This window comes from Paenibacillus sp. IITD108 (assembly GCF_036541265.1).
In the GTDB taxonomy this organism is placed as follows: Bacteria; Bacillota; Bacilli; order Paenibacillales; family Paenibacillaceae; genus Pristimantibacillus.
The window spans coordinates 149,698-168,312 of the sequence record NZ_JAZHCT010000003.1 but is presented as its reverse complement, the minus strand read 5'-3'; the positions used below and the strand labels follow the sequence as shown (position 1 = coordinate 168,312).

At 46.9% G+C, this 18,615-nt stretch carries 12 protein-coding genes; 11 read left to right on the top strand and 1 reads right to left on the bottom strand.

Annotation, left to right across the window (positions count from 1 at the left end):
* The first annotated feature begins 141 nt into the window (after positions 1-141).
* Both V1L65_RS03835 and V1L65_RS03830 read left to right on the top strand, forming a co-directional pair.
* On the top strand, positions 142-846 hold the full coding sequence (locus V1L65_RS03835; protein WP_331697856.1) for a glucosamine-6-phosphate deaminase: 705 nt from the start codon (positions 142-144) through the stop codon (positions 844-846).
* Positions 809-2,032, top strand: a complete 1,224-nt coding sequence (locus V1L65_RS03830) for an N-acetylglucosamine-6-phosphate deacetylase (RefSeq protein WP_331697742.1) — start codon at positions 809-811, stop codon at positions 2,030-2,032. The genes V1L65_RS03835 and V1L65_RS03830 overlap by 38 nt, the downstream gene beginning before the upstream one ends.
* Positions 2,033-2,044: 12 nt before the next feature.
* Here the strand turns inward: V1L65_RS03830 and V1L65_RS03825 are convergent, their stop codons facing one another.
* Entirely contained in the window at positions 2,045-3,235 is a 1,191-nt protein-coding gene (locus tag V1L65_RS03825; protein WP_331697741.1) for an ROK family protein, read from the bottom strand.
* Between the two features lie 222 nt (positions 3,236-3,457).
* Here V1L65_RS03825 and V1L65_RS03820 point away from each other — a divergent pair, with 222 nt between their 5' ends.
* The 9 genes from V1L65_RS03820 (at position 3,458) to V1L65_RS03780 (ending at position 18,578) form a co-directional block, all read left to right on the top strand.
* A complete protein-coding gene (locus tag V1L65_RS03820; protein ID WP_331697740.1) occupies positions 3,458-4,474 on the top strand; it encodes a Gfo/Idh/MocA family protein in 1,017 nt (338 codons plus the stop codon).
* Positions 4,471-5,379: a Gfo/Idh/MocA family protein gene (locus tag V1L65_RS03815; RefSeq protein ID WP_331697739.1), complete on the top strand. Its 909-nt coding sequence runs from the start codon at positions 4,471-4,473 to the stop codon at positions 5,377-5,379. The genes V1L65_RS03820 and V1L65_RS03815 overlap by 4 nt, the downstream gene beginning before the upstream one ends.
* A 215-nt stretch (positions 5,380-5,594) precedes the next feature.
* A complete protein-coding gene (locus tag V1L65_RS03810) occupies positions 5,595-6,623 on the top strand; it encodes a Gfo/Idh/MocA family protein (RefSeq protein WP_331697738.1) in 1,029 nt (342 codons plus the stop codon).
* Between the two features lie 700 nt (positions 6,624-7,323).
* Entirely contained in the window at positions 7,324-12,774 is a 5,451-nt protein-coding gene (locus V1L65_RS03805) for a bacterial Ig-like domain-containing protein (RefSeq protein WP_331697737.1), read from the top strand.
* Positions 12,775-13,701: 927 nt separating this feature from the next.
* Positions 13,702-14,958 carry a stage II sporulation protein D gene (spoIID, locus tag V1L65_RS03800; protein ID WP_331697736.1) on the top strand — a complete coding sequence of 419 codons (1,257 nt, stop codon included), beginning with the start codon at positions 13,702-13,704 and terminating at the stop codon, positions 14,956-14,958.
* A gap of 66 nt (positions 14,959-15,024) precedes the next feature.
* Complete coding sequence (locus V1L65_RS03795; RefSeq protein ID WP_331697735.1) at positions 15,025-15,777, top strand: M23 family metallopeptidase; 753 nt, start codon at positions 15,025-15,027, stop codon at positions 15,775-15,777.
* Between the two features lie 219 nt (positions 15,778-15,996).
* Positions 15,997-16,287: a sporulation transcriptional regulator SpoIIID gene (gene spoIIID, locus V1L65_RS03790; protein ID WP_331697734.1), complete on the top strand. Its 291-nt coding sequence runs from the start codon at positions 15,997-15,999 to the stop codon at positions 16,285-16,287.
* Between the two features lie 200 nt (positions 16,288-16,487).
* Positions 16,488-17,477 (top strand): rod shape-determining protein MreB, encoded by a 990-nt coding sequence (gene mreB / locus V1L65_RS03785; RefSeq protein ID WP_331697733.1) that lies wholly within the window; start codon positions 16,488-16,490, stop codon positions 17,475-17,477.
* A gap of 237 nt (positions 17,478-17,714) precedes the next feature.
* A complete protein-coding gene (locus V1L65_RS03780) occupies positions 17,715-18,578 on the top strand; it encodes a flagellar hook-basal body protein (RefSeq protein WP_331697732.1) in 864 nt (287 codons plus the stop codon).
* The last annotated feature ends 37 nt before the right edge of the window (positions 18,579-18,615 follow it).

The window sequence follows — 18,615 nt, the reverse complement described above, 5'->3', positions numbered from 1 at the left end:
GCATAGCTGCTTTTTTTTAGATTGCAGTGCTGTCAGGGATGATGTATATTAATTAGTATAATATTTATATTAATTGGAGGGAGTGGGTTGAACGTGCAATTCGAGCAGTTGAAGGTACAGGCATTTGCGACTCGCCAGCAGATGGGCGAAGCGGCAGCAGCGGATGTAGCCAATCATATGAAGCAATTGCTGTCAGAGCAGGACAGCATACGTATGGTATTTGCAGCGGCTCCATCGCAAAATGAATTTTTGCATGCGCTAGTCCATACAGAAGGCATCGATTGGTCGAGAGTGACGGCATTTCATATGGATGAATATATCGGCTTGCCGGCTGATGCTCCGCAGCGCTTCAGTCAATTTTTGCAGGAGCGATTATTCCAGCTGGTGCGTCCGGGACAAGTGCATTTAATTGATTGCAGCAGTACAGTTGACGAGGAGTGCGAGCGTTATAGCAAACTGATTACTGAAGCGCCTATCGATATAATTTGCCTGGGTATTGGCGAGAACGGTCATATCGCGTTTAACGATCCGCCGGTAGCAGATTTTAATGATTCATTTGTTATTAAGCCGGTAGAGCTTGATCTGCCTTGCCGCCAGCAGCAAGTCAATGACGGCTGCTTCCCAGCGGTAGACGCTGTGCCAACGCATGCTTTGACGCTGACGATTCCAACGATGATGGCCGGCAAACGGCTGTTTTGTATGGTGCCGGGTCCAACTAAGCGTGAAGCTGTAACGCGCACCTTGCATGATGAGATATCAACCGCTTGTCCTGCTACTATTTTGCGGATTCATTCTAATTGTACGTTATATGTTGATGCCGACTCTTATGAAGGGGGGCGCAATTGAGATGGCCTGCGCGGCTGATGCTGCTGTGAAGCAGCTTGAAGGAATTGATTATCGAACAGGCGAAGCCATTCAAATCATATGGAATAATGGTATGATAGATGCTGTAAAACCAACCGAAAAACATCGTGCGATGCCTATTATTGCACCAGGCTTTGTCGACTTGCAAATTAACGGATTTTGGGGGATAGATTTCAATACCCCTCCTATTGAAACATCAGCTGTGCACGAGGTTACTAGAAAGCTGTGGGCACAAGGCGTAACGACCTATTATCCGACGGTTATTACGAATGCTCCGCATACGATCGAGGAGATGGTGCGCTCTATCGCAAAAGCTTGCGGGGAAGACGCGCTGACAGCGGCCAGCATTGCAGGCATTCATGTGGAAGGGCCTTTTATATCGCCAGAGGATGGCCCGCGCGGCGCTCATAGCAAGCAGTTTGTCAGACCGCCGGATTTTGCCATGTTCGAGCGCTGGCAGGAAGCGGCTGGAGGCTTGATCAAACTGATAACGCTTTCGCCGGAATGGGATGAGGCGCCTGCGTTTATTCGCGACTGTGTCCGTTCGGGAGTGGCCGTATCTATCGGCCATACTGCTGCTAGTAGCGTTCAGCTGGAGGCGGCAGTCGAAGCGGGCGCCAGCTTGAGCACCCATCTGGGCAATGGCGCTCATCAAATGCTGCCCCGTCACCCTAATTATATTTGGGACCAGCTTGCTAACGAAAAATTGTCTGCAACTGTAATTGCCGACGGTTTTCATCTGCCGACAGCTGTACTCAAGGTGATGCTGAAAGCTAAGGGCAACCAATTGTTTTTAGTGAGCGATGCGGTTTATTTGAGCGGTCTGGAACCAGGAGAGTATGAGACGCATATCGGAGGCAAGGTGGTACTGACCGAGGAAGGCAGGCTGCATCTGGCACAGGATGCGCGCTTGCTCGCCGGCTCGGCTCAGATGCTCGGCCGGGGTGTTGAGCATCTGGTACGTACAGAGACGGCTGACTTGAGGCAGGCATGGGATATGGCATCCATCCTTCCGGCAAGCTTTATGGGTCTTCATGCCAGGCAGGGACTTAGTCCCGGAGCGCCAGCTGATTTGATTGCATTTGATTGGGCAGGCAACGAAAATGCTCCATTGAAGATTAAGGAAGTATACAAGCAAGGGAAGCGAGTATTTGATGCGGGCTTGTAAGCAGCCGATCACTTAATCGAATGCGATAAGCACTTCTTCCCATGCTTGAATCACGTTAGCGGCTGCGCCGATGCAGCTTGCAAGCGGGAATAGCTCGGAACGTGCCAGCTGCAGCTTATCAACCGTGCTGGACACGGAGCGTGCTTTAAGTTGTTTTTCTATGATCGGAAATAGATAGTCAGACACTTCCATCAACGGACCGTCGCAAATAATCAACTTGGGATTCAGCAGATTGGTAACGTAGCTTAACGCTTGTCCGATTTGCTCGCCAACTTGATCCAGCTTCTCGACAACAGGAGAGCTGCCTTGCTTCAGCTCCGCTGCTATCCATTCCATTGCATCAAGCGGTGCTTGATGCGTAGCGGATACGCTATATGGCTTTAAGCGCTTCATAATGGCCGGCAGGCTGATGGACGTTTCCAGGCAGCCGCGATTGCCGCAGCCGCAAAGCTCACCGCCCGGCTCGGTCACAATATGGCCCAGCTCGCCGGCAGCATTGACGTCGCCGCGCAGGATCATATTGTTCATCATAATGCTGCAGCCAACTCCGTTGCCAAAATAGCAGTAGACGAAGTTGGAAACACCTTGTCCGAGGCCATGCCAAGCTTCGCCCAAGGAAGCAAGCTTAACGCTGTTGTCGAGCTGCATCGGCAAACAGATTTTGTCGCTAAGCAGCTTAAGGAAAGGAATGTTGTTCCAGTTCAGATGGCTGGAGCGGATAATGGTGCCTGTCTCTGCATTCATAAGGCCAGGAACGCCGATGCCCATTCCGATGCAGCTGTCAATCGGATATGTGCGGAGCAGCTCGCGGACGCCAGCTTCAATGGCAAGCACGGCATGTTCAGTAGTGCAGGCTTGCAGCGGTACAGAGAAGGAATGAATCGGCTTTGCATGCAAGTCAGTAACTGTCCAATGAATGACAGTCGATGTAAGCTGAATGCCGATCGCCCATTTCTTACTGGCATTAAAATGAATAATAATTGGCTTCCGCCCAGCGGTCTGCGTTTCTTGAGGACCGCGCTCGATTATAAAATCGTGGGCGAGCATTTCGTCCACGATGGAATTAACTGTATTTTTATTAAGCTTCAGCTCATTGGCAACCTCTACGCGAGAAGTGATGCGCTTTTGCTTAATTAACTGATAGACCAGTCTTCTATTGATATCCTTAGCGATGGTAGGACCACGGCCTCTGGACTTGGTCATTGAAGCTCACCTCGTATTTGAACATAGTCACTTTTTCGAAATAGTCTTATTCGAACGGTGATCTTATCATAGCAGGGAGATTACAAATATTGCAACCAAGGATAAACGGCTTCGCCGTTCTTTAAAAAGGCGCGTTGACCGATGAAATAGAGGAACAAGGGTATAAGTTTAAAACTATACTTTCCTAGTATTTCTAGCAAAAAGCAGGAGAGGGGCTATACGATGGAGAAACTGAAATTTGCAATTATTGGCTGCGAACACGGGCATATTTCAATTTTTATGGAGGAAATGCAGCAGCTTGGACATGAGGGCATAGGCATTTACGAGCCGCGCAATCATGAGCTCGCAGCAGCGATGTCGGAGAAATATAATATTCCGATAATTGACGATGCTGAGCAGCTGATTCAGGAAGCCGATATTGTTGGCAGCGCTGCGATCAACAATGAAAAAATTGATATTGTAGAGCGCTGCGAGCGCGCGGGCAAGCCTATTATGATCGACAAGCCTGCTGTGACCAATCGCCGCGATTTTGAACGGCTGAAGGCAGTAATTGAAAGAGGGAAAATTGAAGTCGGCATGCTGCTTACCGAGAGATTCCACCCTGCGATTTACACGCTGAAGCACAAGATCGATCAGGGCTTGCTTGGGGATATTGTCACTATAAGCATGCGCAAGCCTCATTTGCTGAATCCTGACAAGCGCCCGTCTTGGTTTTTTTCAAAAGAGCAATGCGGTGGCATTTTAATCGATTTGCTTATTCATGATTATGATTTGCTGCGCTGGTTTACGGATACAGAAATCGTGAAAACGCAGGGGAATATGACCAAGCGTCTGCTTCCTGAACATCCTGGTTTCTATGACACAGTCAGTGTACAGGTCGTTATGGAGGGCGGAGTTACGGCGCAGCTGTATGCCGATTGGTATACGCCGGGCAAAAGCTGGACTTGGGGAGACGGCCGTATTTGCGTAACAGGCACGGAAGGCTTTGCAGAGCTGCGCCTTGCAGGAGATCCTTTTGTAGAGAAAGAATCACTCTTCCTATGTACGACTAATTCTGAAGAGCCGGCTAAGGTGGAGCTTACAGAAACGTCAGCCTCTATTAGCGGAGATTTTATTAACCGGATAAGAGGAGAGCAATTCCTGTTAAGCAGTGAGGATATTCTTGCTGCGACGCTGGCTACGATTGAAGCAGATGAGCAAATCGAAATTATTAACATAAAGGAAGGTGTACGTATATGAGCGACCAAGCTTTGAAAATTGGCATGATAGGACTGGATACCTCACATGTAACAGCTTTTTCGGATCTTCTGAATAATAAGGACAATACTTACCATGTGCCTGGAGGAAAAGTAATTGTTGCTTATCCGGGCGGTTCGGCTGACTTTGAATTAAGCTACAGCAGAGTGGAGAACTTCACGAAGGAGCTTAAGGAGAAGTATGATGTGCAAATCGTGGACTCGCCAGAGGCAGTGGCAGAGCAAAGTGATGTTGTTTTGCTGGAATCTGTAGACGGCAGAGTGCATCTTGAGTTGTTCAAGCGCATTGTTCAGTATGGCAAGCCGGTATTTATCGATAAGCCAATGGCAGTGAGCTACAGCGATGCGGAGGAAATATTCCGTTTGGCGAACGAGAACAATATCCCGATTATGAGCTGTTCGTCGCTTCGCTATGCAGAGGGTTTGCAAGCGGTTCTTGCCGATGATCAGCATGGCGACATTTTCGGCATCGATTGCTATGGCCCGCTCGCAATGCAGGAAACACAGCCTGGCTTGTTCTGGTATGGCATTCATACCGTAGAAATGCTGTTCCGCGCTTTGGGCACAGGCTGTGTGGAAGTACGCTCTGTCACGAATGAGGACCATGATCTCATTGTCGGTACATGGGCTGACGGACGTATCGGCACCATTCGCGGCAACCGCAAAGCAAATCATCAGTTCGGCGCAGTTGTGCATAGAGATAAAGGCAGCCAGTTTGTGGATGTGTACGCACATGCAAAGCCTTATTATGCCAGCATGCTGGAAAAAATTATGGTTCTTTTCCAAACAGGAAAAGCAGATATCGATCAGGCTGAAACGCTGCAAATTATCCGCTTTATCGAAGCGGCCAACGAGAGCAGAAAGACGGGTCAAACCGTTAAGCTTTAGGTGGACTAGATACATGAAATCCACTTAGAATCGTTTTTTTGAAAAAAAAAAGATGAATCTAGATGCATAAAATGTAGTTAGTTACCACGGGCACTTGTCTACTCTCCCTTGTATACTTATTCAGCAGCCTGAGGTTATTGGGGCTGGGTTGTACAAGGTAGTCGGCATACAGTTCTTTATTGCAGCTATTTTAAAATTATAATGGGGTGACTCGAGTGAGCAAAACGATGAAATGCGGTATTTTGGGTGCAGGTGTTATTTCGAAAATTCATGCGTTAGCGATTCAAGAAGTTTCAAGAGCTGAAATTTATGCAGTTTGCGATACCGATTTGGAAAAGGGCAAGCAGTTTGCCGAGACCTACGGCGCGCCTCATGTATTTACATCCCTGGACGAAATGCTGCAGCTGGAGGAATTAGATATCGTTCATATTTGCTTGCCAAGCGGTATGCATGAGGCAGCTGCGATTGCATGCGCCAATGCTGGGAAGCATATTTTGTGCGAGAAGCCGCTGGATATTAGACTTGAGAAAATCGACAACATTATTGAAGCTGCGGATCGCAATAAGGTGAAGCTGGGCTGTGTATATCAGCGCAGAACGATGCCGGAGGCAATTGCGGCAAGACAGGCGATCCGTGACGGCAAGCTGGGCCGTATGGTGCTGGGCGACGCTTACCTGAAGTATTATCGTAGTCCTGAGTACTATCAGAGTGCCGGCTGGCGCGGAACATGGGAGCATGATGGCGGTGGAGCTCTTATGAACCAAGGCATTCACGGCATTGACCTTGTTCAATGGATGATGGGAGATATCGTGTCTGTATTCGCTCATACTGCTGCATTGGTACGTGATATTGAAGTAGAAGATACTGCAGTAATCGTTTTAAAATATGCCAATGGCGCATTTGGCGTTATTCAAGGAACAACCTCAGTCTATCCTGCTCAAGAAACCAGATTTGAGCTGCATGGTGAGAAGGGCTCTATTATATTTGGCGACGAAGGCATTAAAACGTGGGAAGCGATAGATGGCGAGCTTGAAAAGCCTGCTTCGCAAAGCGATGCCGGCAACCCGGGCGCGGATCCTTCCAAAGTTGCGCATGCAGGCCATATCATTCTGCTGGACGATTTGATCGACTGCATTATAGAGGATAAAGAGCCGCTCGTTAGCGGTGCTGAAGCGCGTAAAGCGGTGGCTGTTATTATGGCGATCTATGAATCCTCGCGTACGGGCAAGGAAGTATTCCTGTAATTATATTTAGTTATTAATGAAGATTTAAAGTTTAGCCTTGCTGCTGCAAGGCTTTTTTATATTAGTAGATCAGCCAACTACTGATTTGTTTTTTTATGTGCTAGCCCAACAGTATGATAGGTATAATCAGAAGCCACTACAAAAGCTACAGCATTTATTCACACAAACTCAACCCAAGCTCTCTTCTCTTGATTTCTAACGAATCGTGAGAGCGTTATTTCGCCTAAAAGCTCCTTTTGAAAATCTAACGAATATATTCGATCTTATTTGCCCCTAACAGTGCCAAAATGAGTGGAAAGTTCACACATAGCGCAACAGATCTACGTTACATTTTTAAAATAGCTGATTTTTGCCAAATAGCGCATCTGTGCTTCGTTACATTTCTAAACCAGCTCATTTTCGCTAAGTAGTAACTTCCCTTTCGATTACTATTGCCCTATCCACAATTAATCAACTTCCTACTGCGCTTCGTTGAATTATGCCAGATCGCGGGCGGTAACAAGAAATAATCGGCTTGATGACGAAGTGTCATTAGAGTACATGCGCGACAACTGATCTGACGCTGTATAGCTATTAAAGCCGATGGCTACAAGGCTTCAGCAACATATGGGCTAATGATTATTGAATTTATCAATTGTAAGCGCTTTAATTGGAGGTGGAAAGCCAATACAAGTGACAAGAAGAAGGAGGAGTGGATAAGATGCAACACAGTAAAGCGGGTCCGCTAACGAGTACTACGTTGTCTGAACATGAAAAATGGCAAAGTTCCAGGACAGCTATGAATGAACATGGTCTAATAAGCAGTATTCCATCTGAGCATACAAAACCGGCAGTCAACAGTCAGTACATGCATAACAATCAACCAGCCTATCATATTCAGTCACAAAGCAAAGAACAGTATATGAAGCATTTTTTCAACTGGAGCAGATTACATAAGTCACGGGTGCGCGTGATCGCGGCATGGTTAGTGGTGGTTGTGCTTTTTGCAGCTATTGTGGCGCCTGTACAAGCTATGCCTATATATGAAGCGTTGGAGAATGAAGCATCTGCAACTGGGGCACTGGAAAAAGTGGCAGCGGGGGCATTAGATGAGGATGCATCCATTGCGGGGACAGTTGAAGGGGTGTCTTTAGAAGGGTCTTTAGAAGGGGGATCGCAAGAAGTATCCGCAGCGGAAGAGCCGAAAGAGGAAGCCTCCACAACAGGTGCACCTGAAGAAGATAACTCTGTAAAAGGCGCGGCAATGCTAGCTGCATTAGAAGCGGAAAATACGGCGTGGGTCTTTCGTGCGTTTGGTTCGAACACGGCCGCTTCCCGTAATCCGGAGCCCGAGCTTCAAGAGGATGGAGCAATCAAGCTTGAGGCGTCTGGAGGAAAAATAGCACAGGGCGACGAAGGCTTATCGTTCTACTTTCAGCAGCTGCCGGCTGAGGAGGACTTTGAGTTAGCAGCAACTGCAAAGGTGGTTCATTTTAATAGTCAAAGCTCGATAAGCACGCCTAATCAAAAGTCGTTCGGCTTCATGCTGCGCAGCGAAGTTGGCGAGCATGGTGATTCCACGAAGCAATCTTCGAATTATGTTGCTGTTGGAGCATTGGACACGGACATGAAGGCTTTTTATCAAAATAATGGTGTGCTTACTAAAGGGATGCCATATAGCCAGGCTAATAAGCCAGGGGCGAATGAGGTTTATCAAATTAGCTTGAAAAAGTCAGGCGAGCTGTATATTGCCTCGATTAACGGGGAGCGTTCGGTATTTACAGCATCAGATATGTGGGGCAGCTCGATTCACGCAGGTTTTTTTGTGGCAAGAGATGCGAGCATTCAATTTTCAGATTATAGCCTTACTATAGATAGCAATAAAGCGGCTTCCCTCGAAGTTAATGCGGAAAATATGAAAAAAACATATTTGGTCGGTGAAGCGCTGCAAACAGAAGGCCTCCAGGTAACGGCCGTTTATGAGGATGGAACGCGTGTAAGTCTTACAGAGGATCAATATGTGGTGACGGGCTTTAATAGCTGCATTGAAGGAACCAACTCGATTCAGATCCATTATGGAGGGCAGAGTGCGTCGCTGGCTTTATCGATTGTCCCGCTTTCTATAACTGAGCTTCAAGTGAAATATTATCCTGCCAAAACGGTTTATTATATCGGTGATTTTTTCGATCCAGATGGACTGGTCATTACTGCTGCTTACAATAATGGTCAAACAGCTGAGCTGGAGAAAGCCGATTACAAGTTACTTATAAATGGTACGGTCGCAGATTCCAGCTATAAATTGCTAGAGGCGGGCAGCTATACGGTATTAGTAGAAGCGAATGATATGCCTGAAATAACGGCATCTTTTGCTATCGAAGTGAAATCTTCATTATTGACAGAGCTGGTGCTGAAGCAAGAACCGGTGAAAAAGCTTTATTACCTAGGGGATGAGCTTGATCTGACAGGCATCATCTTAACTGCACAGTATAATGACGGATCTGAGGTACGCCTCATGAACGGCGAATATACCGTCTCATTTTTAGACAGCTCAACTGCGGGAATGAAAGAAATTACAATCACTTATAAGGACAAGGAGCTTAAGCTTCAAATCGAAGTTAGGGAGAGGAAGCTGCAAGCTATTGCAATTACGCAATACCCGCATACGACGTACTCGGTTGGCGAGCCCTTCTCTAACTCTGGACTATTAGTATCGGAAGTTTACGACAACGGTGACACCGAATTGTTGGACAGCTCCCAATATACAATCGATGCTTCCCAGTTTGATTCCACTCAAGCCGGGACATACGTAATCTCCATCATTCCAGTAAATACCGAACTTGCGACGGTTTCCTTGCCGGTAACGGTACGCGAAGAAGCTGAGCAAGAGTGGGGCACTATTCGATTTGGACAATCGACCTCTACAACTAATAACAAGGTTACTGTACTGGAGGATGGAACAATCCGACTGGAAGCCTTGGGCGGGAGCGCAGGCAAAATAACAGGGGATCATGATGGCATCTCCTTTTACTACACGGAGCTCGATGCTATTGCAGACAACTTTGAATTAAGCGCGGATATTAAAGTTATTGAATATGCCAAGCCAAATCATGACGGACAAGAGTCCTTTGGCCTAATGGCGCGCGATGCTATAGGCGCAGCAGGCAATTCCAGTGTGTTTGCTTCGAATATCGCGGCAGTCGGCGGATTCAGCGGCTCGACAACCAATCCGAACGGCACGCAGCTATTTGCCAGAACAGGGGTAGCTTCTCCGGATGGAGCAGGCAGTGAAGGGATCAAGTCAATTATGCTGCGCAACGAGCGGCCGGCTCCGGGCAACACAGTTCCAGCCCAGCCGTATCGCTTGACGCTGGCTAAAACAAACAGCGGATTTATCGGGCGTATTAATGACGAGCCGGAGCAGCTGCTGTTTGAACCGGATATTTTGAGTGTTCAAAATAATCGGATGTATGTCGGATTCTATGCAGCCCGATTAGCAACGATTGAAGTGAGCAATGTACAGTTAAAAATAAGCGCCGCCGATACGGATGAGCCTCGTCGCCTGCCGCCTCCAGCTGCAATTGAGCCGCAGGTTCAGGTCGTATCCCTGGACAAAACAGCTGACACGAGTTATGAACTGATTGTGAAAGCGAATGTCAATGGTTCCATATCGGTGAAGCAGGGGCAAATATCTATTGCAGATGAAATTGCGGTACAAAAAGATCAAGAGACGAGAATACCTGCTCAGTTGGCGTCAACTGGACATACAAATTTCAGTATTGTATTTTTGCCTGATGATAGCCAATATTTGACGTCTTACAATAAAATAGTCACTAATTTTACGGTGCGAGTAAAAAGCTTTACCGGGGATATCTACGTCTCCCCAGAGGGAATAAGCTCAGAAGCGGGGACGCGTGAACAGCCTATTGATTTGGATACGGCTATTGCATTTGTCCAGGCGGGCCAGCGGATCATTATGCTTGACGGCCGATATGTGCGCAGCAGCAAGCTAGAAATAGCCAAATATAATGACGGCAAGCTGGGCAAGCTGAAGTATCTTGTTGCCGATACGGGTGCTGTTCCTATTTTAGATTTCGATAAAAAATCAGAGGGAGTCGTGCTAAGCGGCAGCTACTGGCATATCAAGGGGCTGGACGTAACCCGTTCAGCTGGAAATACAAAAGGATTTACAATCGGAGGAAGCTATAACATAGTGGAAAGCAGCCGCTTCTATGAAAATGGCGATACAGGGCTGCAAATCAGCCGTACTGACAGTACAGAAAACGACCGCTCAAAGTGGCCGTCCCATAACCTGATCTTAAACAGTACGTCCTTTGACAATCGTGATCCTTCCGACAATAATGCAGACGGCTTTGCCGCCAAATTAACCTCCGGCGTTGGCAATGTGTTTAGGGGCTGCATCGCTCATAACAATATTGACGACGGCTGGGATTTGTATACGAAGGCAGGCACGGGAGCTATAGGGGCTGTATTGATTGAGGACAGCATTGCATACAACAACGGATTTTTAACAAGCGGCGTTACAGGCGCTGGCGATAAGAATGGCTTCAAGCTTGGCGGAGAAGGCATTCATGTGCCGCATAAAATTATTAATAGCATCGCCTTCGGCAATGGCGCATACGGCTTTACAAGCAACAGCAATCCAGGCGTAATTGCTGTCAACAATATTGCTTTTGATAATAAAGGCGGCAACCTGAGCTTTACAACCTACAGCGGCATTGCGACTGACTTTACGATCGACGGCTTTATTTCCTATCAGAACAGCAGTGCAGCCAAGGATAATTACCCGGCTTCCCTGCAAGCTTACAATAATTACTTGTTTGATGGAGAGGTTTCTAAAAATAAGGTGGGGACGATATTGGAGGACCGCCATTTTGCGAGTTTAATACCGAGTCTGCCTTATCAACGGGCTGCAGACGGGTCTATTATTAGAGGTAGCTTCTTGCAATTTATTGCGCCAGGAACTTATCCTGGAGCAGGCGGCAATAGCGGGATTACTTTGCCAGAGAACAAAGTGAACGGTTCTACAATTGAATTGGTCGCCAAGAGCGATAATGGTAGGCTAATTGCCAGCGTCAGTGAACAGCAGCTGAGACAAGCGATTGAAGGAGCGGAATCCCAAGCGGGCACACAGTTTGTAGTGTTTCAGTTGAAGGCAGCTGGGGATGAAAGCGGCTATGAGGTAACATTGCCAGGCTGGGTATTGGCAGGTCAGGAGCAGTCACGCGATATTGTACTGGCATCTGAGCTTGCGACGCTAAGGCTTCCTAGCCGCTTGCTAAACAATACACATTGGCAGCAATCGGATTTGCTTACAATAGCTGTTTCAGCTGACCCTAATAAAAAGATCTGGGAGCTGCGTTTGCTTCATAATGGCGAGCCGATAGACAGCTTCGGCCTGATGGCGCCTTATGAGCTGCACGCCACCTATATGCTGGAAGGGAAAGAGATTGACAATCCGGAGCTACTAGCGATTAAACATGTGGATGAAAATGGTAAAACTACAGCTGTAGCAAGTGGAAGATATGATCCGATTAGTGGTGAGGTTTCGTTTACAGCAGTACGGGTCGGTATATTTAAGCTTATATTTGCTCCCAAAACGTTCGCCGATTTGCAGCAGACGCCATGGGCGAAGCGGGATATAGAGGTGATGGCTTCCAAAGGCATCATTAATGGAATGTCAGAGGAACATTTCGCCCCGGAAGCAGCTATAAAGAGAGCAGATTTTGTTCGATTAATTGTAAGAGCGCTTCAACTAACCGGCGCTGCAGCCGATGCCTTTGCGGATGTTAAGCAGACTGACTATTATTATGAAGATATTGCGATAGCGAAGCAGCTTGGAATAATAGCCGGCAAAGGAAATAATAGCTTTGATCCGCGCGGAGTTATTACGAGAGAAGAGATGTTTGTTATTATGTCGCGCGCGCTGCAGGCTGCAAATCTATTACAGGAAAAAGCAGATGAGACGCTTTTATTGGATAAGTATACGGATTACAGTCTTGTGGCTGGTTATGCGAGTCCTCATATTTCTGCATTAGTACAAATGGGGATCGTTAAAGGTGACGATAAGCGGCAATTAAAGCCGCAAGCATTATCTACAAGAGCGGAAGCTGCCGCTCTAATTTACAGACTCTACAATATAGCATGGCAATAGCATGAAAAGAAGCTCTGCGGCATTGTGCTGCAGGGCTTCTTCTTTTGTATTCGGCTGGCCTATTCGGCTTTCGATGCGATATCGACGATAAGGTAATAAACAATTGAAAGGAATACTGGGCGGTTGTTGCTTTCAATCAATCGATATGGTCACACGTTCCGCTATTTGCCTTAAAAACGCCGTTTTTCTAGTTTCGCGGTCACACATTCCGCTATATAGCTCTAAACGTGTTTTTATCTGCAATTTGTTGATCAATAACGGAACCTCTGTCACTTTGCTTCCTCAAAACTGCGATTTTGGACACAATAACGGAACCACTGACCAGCTAGAGAGAGTGTCGAGCCAATGGGAATAAAACAGCGAGTAATTGAAAAGAATACTGCTGATCCTGTTCGAGCGACCAGCCGCCGTTGCCCACAACGAATCAACACCTTAAATTATCGCAAATAGCGCCAGAGGATATCGATTAATTGTGGGCAACTAATGATTAGCAATGTGATCGTAGTAACATCTCTTTCGATTGCTTGTTGCCCTATCCACAATGAATCGACACCTTCATCAGCCTCGTTACAAATTATAAAATTAATAACTTTTAATAAATAGGCTCAGAGGCCGTTTTCTCATGAAATATAAGAGTTTATTAGAACGGCAAAGCATGGCCCCAGGTTCTATCCTATTATTTTTGCACATAGTATAAACCATAAAGCGATTTAAGAGGAAGCAAGCATCAGGTATTAGTATCTAGTAACAAGAATAAACGACGATCGCTGTCCTTTGGACGAGCACGTTTACTGACGAAAGGGAAAACTAGGCAACGTAATCTTATGTAGGCTGAAAGGGGAAAGCATGAGAGTCGGCGCTAGAAGAACAAACCGTTGGGGAGGCAGAAAGGTTCGGTCTTGGTGGCTGTTGTTCTTAACAGGTTTTATGGGATCAATAGTCCTATTTGCAGCCTATCAACTTAAAAGTGATCCGAGCAAGGAGCTGCTGTCTGCCTCTAAGATGCAGTACAGTCAGCAGAATGAGGAGCAGCAAAGTGAAGCTTATATGTACGAGCTGCAAGATGGCAAGCTGCATCGCGTCAGCATGGAGCGGCCGGAAGCAAGCAATCAGATAATAAAAGAGGAGCGTACTGGCTCAAGTGAGACGACCGGCACTGACAAAGCTAACACCGGCACATCCTGGGGGCAGAAGCCAGCTGCCAGCCAAAAGCCTCAAGCAAGCAGCAGTTCTGAACAAGCAGGCGGCGGTACGGACACTGGTACTAAGCAGGATCAAGAAAATGCTGAAGCAAATCATAGATGGCAAGATAAAACGGATTTGACCATTCAGGTTTATTTGACAAAGGAGAAAAAAGTAGAGTCGGTTCCGCTTGAAACCTATGTGCTAGGCGTGCTAGCAGGCGAAATGCCTATCGATTTTGAAATAGAGGCGCTGAAGGCGCAGGCAATTGCAGCAAGAACGTATGCGATACGAAGGCTGGAGCTGGGAAGAGATGAGCAAATGGAGAAGCTGGGCGCGGACGTGATGGATACAATTCGTCATCAGGTCTATGTTTCCAAAAAGGAGCTTGAACAGCGTTGGGAGGGCGAGACAAAGAAGAGAAATTTGGAGAAGCTGCAGCTGGCGGTCGATCAGACTAGAGGCGAGGTGGTCACTTATAAAGGGGCGGCAATTGAGGCAAGTTTTTTCTCTACGAGCAATGGATATACTGAAAATGCGGAGGACTATTGGGGCAGCAATCTTCCGTATCTGCGCAGTGTAGCCAGTCCATGGGATGAACAGCTGTCACCCAGATTCGAGCAGCAGTTCACTTTTACGAGAGAAGAGCTGTATAAGAGGCTCGGCTTGAAAGGGAAGGAAGCGGGCAAGAAGCTCACGATGAAAGTAATAGAAAAGTCAGAAGGCAAGCGGATAAAAACTATGACTATTAACGGGGTAAAGTTTAGCGGGCGGGAAGTAAGAGAAAAGCTGGAGCTGGCGTCCTCTGAATTTACTTGGAAGATAGGAAAGAAAGAGATCGTATTTTACACACAGGGCTATGGTCATGGAGTCGGAATGAGCCAGTGGGGCGCTAATGGAATGGCTTTGGAAGGAAAGAGCGCCGCTCAAATTATACACTACTATTATAGTGATGTTGAGATAGAACAAGCTTCGAAACTTTCAATTGCGCAAAGCTCTTAAAAAAATAGTTTACCTCACGTATAAACCTGATAGATGTGGCAACAATGGGTAGTGAGGTGATAGAGAATGAATGACCAAAACAAAAATAAGACAAGTCAAAGACCTGAAGAAACTCCCAAAAAAGCAGTGGGAGCAGCGTCTGCCGTCAAATCTAGCAGTGGATGGAAGAGACTATTTGCCAAGCGTTGGGTATCTCCAGCGATCTTCATGGCCGCGGCAGCAATTATTGTAACCTTAATGTGGATCTATCAGGGAACGGACCCATCCGAGAAAACCTCCTTGCCGTCCAATCCAGCTGGTGTTTCGCAAGAAGGCGAACCTTCGAAGACGGTGGAAGGAAACACAGACCCAGATCCGGAGGATATTGCGGTCGGCGGTGAGATGATGGAGTGGCCAGTAGCCAATATAATGGCGCTTCAAGTGGACACACCATTCTACGACACTAACGCAACTGCGGCTGAGAAGGAAGCGGCTCTTATTCAAGTGGACACGACCTTTATGCCGCATATGGGGATTGACCTTGTCGATCCGAATGGACAAAGCTTTGATGTAATGGCAGCTATGTCAGGAAAAGTCACTCATGTGCAGAAGCATCCTACGAATGGATCCATTATTGAAATCAGCCACGGCAATGGCCTGGTAACAGTTTATCAAAGCTTGGATAACGTTCAGGTTGAGCTTGGTACGGAAGTGAAGCAGGGAACAGTTATTGCAAAAGCAGGACGCAATGAGCTGGAAAAAGATCTTGGCGTACATTTGCACTTTGAAGCACGGCTGAACGGAGAAAATATTAATCCGAGCCAGTACATTCAAAAATAATGGTTGAAAACTTTTGCTGCGAGCGGCAGAGCTGCAAGCGGCAAAAAATCCAGCAATAGCAAGGAAAATGAAGGCCTTTGGGCAGAGTGAAGCGACTCTGCCTTTTTGGCATTTTATAAAAATGTTGTACATTCGGGCTTGTCAGGCTTGGACACAACGAATATATACTCGCCCCACTCATATAATGTACCAAACTATCTCGAGTAGGGAGGCGGGAACGTGCATGACTACATCAAGGAACGAACGAATAAAATAGGACGTTGTATCGTGGAGACTAGACAAACGGTACGAACGATCGCCAAGGAATTCGGCGTGTCCAAAAGCACGGTGCATAAGGATTTGACTGAGAGGCTGCCAGAAATCAATCCAGAGCTGGCCGATCAGGTGAAGCACATTCTCGAATACCATAAGTCGATACGTCATTTGAGGGGGGGAGAAGCGACCAAAATTAAGTATAAGAAAACAAATGCAAAAAAGCAGCGGGAGGTCCTAACGGCTAGTAAAAAATAATCAAGGATAAACGATTTCGCCTTCCTTTGGAAAGGCGGGCGCGTTTACCGATGAAATATAGGAACAGGAATAAAGTGAAAACTTATACTTTCCTATATTTTAAAAAATATTATGCAAAATAGGAAAATGCATGCAGGTTTTTTGTCTATTTTGGCGAATATTAATTAGGTTATTACTATTCGTTGGAGGACTTAAGCCTTATGCTAAGCAAGGATATTGGGATTGACCTTGGTACGGCCAATGTTTCTATTCATGTCAGAGGGAAGGGCATAGTTCTGGATGAGCCTTCCGTTGTAGCTATTGAAAGCGATTCGAAGAACGTGCTTGCCGTAGGCAGCGACGCGCATCGCATGGTAGGCAGAACGCCGGGCAATATTGTGGCAATCAGGCCGCTGCGCGACGGAGTTATCGCTGATTTTGAGATTACTGAAATTATGTTAAAAGCATTTATCGATCGTGTCGAAGGCCGCAAATGGCTTAGCAGGCCGCGCATTCTAATTTGCACACCAGCCAATATCACTTCCGTAGAGCAAAAGTCAATTCGCGAGGCTGCTGAAAAAAGCGGGGCTAAGGATGTATTTTTGGAGGATGAGCCAAAGGCTGCCGCGATAGGGGCTGGAATGGATATTTTTCAGCCTAGCGGCAACATGGTTATTGATATTGGAGGCGGTACGACTGATGTCGCAGTTCTTTCCATGGGCGATATCGTGACCGCCTCATCCATCAAGATTGCAGGCGACAAGTTTGACATGGCGATTATGAAATATATTAAAGATAAGTACAAGCTGCTAATCGGCGAAAGAACAAGCGAGGATATTAAGATTAAGATCGGCTCTGTTTATAATGATGGCAGCAATGACGATATGGATATCCGAGGCCGCGATATGGTGACCGGCTTGCCGCTTACCGTTACAATATATACGAATGAAGTGCGCGAAGCGCTTTGGGATCCGGTGATGTCAATCGTTTCGGCAGCCAAGTCTGTATTGGAGCAGACACCGCCGGAATTGTCGGCGGATATTATCGATCGCGGTGTAATTCTTACAGGCGGCGGCGCGCTGCTGGGCGGTCTTGATACATTGCTCGCGGATCAGCTGAAGGTTCCCGTTCTTATAGCGGAGGACCCGATGCATTGTGTGGTGAAGGGTACCGGAATCCTGCTTGATCATCTGGATAAGCTTAAGAAATAGCTTGCGGATGAGCGCTTATTTTTACAGGTAGGACGTCTTAGGGGGACGTGCCGAAGCAGAAATAAGTCTCTGGTCGCATGGACGAGCTATTCAGCAACGCAAGCAGAAATCCGATAATATAGAAAAGATAATGCTTGTTGCAGATAAAAGCTTTGCCAAGATGTTTGCTTTGCAAATACATAGAAGCAAGACGCGCAGGAAAGTGTTTGTGCAAGAGACGCTTAGGAGGTAGACAGCATGCTAAGAGGTTTATACAGCGCCGCATCGGGCCTCATTGCCCAACAGCGCAGGCATGATACAGTAACGAATAATATCGCCAATATTAATACACCTGGCTACAAGCAAGTGGATGCGGTAACGCGCTCTTTTCCAGAAATGCTGCTTTCTGCAACTAGAGAAAATGGCATGCCAAGAACAGAGATTGGACGCTGGAACAGCGGCGTGTTTGCGGAGGAAGGCGTTACTACGCATCGTCAGGGAGATTTGGTTCAGACGAACCGGTTTGCTGACTTTGCTATTATTTCGAATATAGAGGTGGCAGGTCTAACTTTTGATGCTTCAGGAAAAGCTGTGACTGAGGACGGAGAGATAGCTTATCAGCCGCAAGCTTTTTTTACGGTACAAGGACCTAATGACGAGATCCGCTATACGCGTGGAGGCAAATTTTCTGTTTCGGAGGATGGCTTTTTGCTTAGCAGCGACGGCTATCGGGTACTAGGCGCTAACCGGCAGCCTATACAGCTGCCTGCCAATACGACGATCGATCAGCTTACGCTTACCGAAGACAGAAGATTTATTGACCAAGCCGGCAACGATATCGGCGTAGAGATGCTGATTTCCCGCATTGATAATCCGAATGAGCTGATTCGCGAGGGCAATGGCAACTTCCGCTTTGCGGATGAGGAACAAGTGGCGGAAGCGCTCGGAGCAGGCGAGCGTGTAGAGGTGCGCCAGGGTTTTATGGAACGCTCCAACGTTGATGTGTCCCAGGCTGCAATAGATCTGATGGCTGCGATGCGCGCTTATGAAGCGAATCAGAAGGTCGTTCAATTTTATGATCAAAGTTTGCAAAAAGCTGTTAATGAGGTTGGCCGCATCTAATAGGTATTAGAATACAGACCATTCAACCGCTGTAACA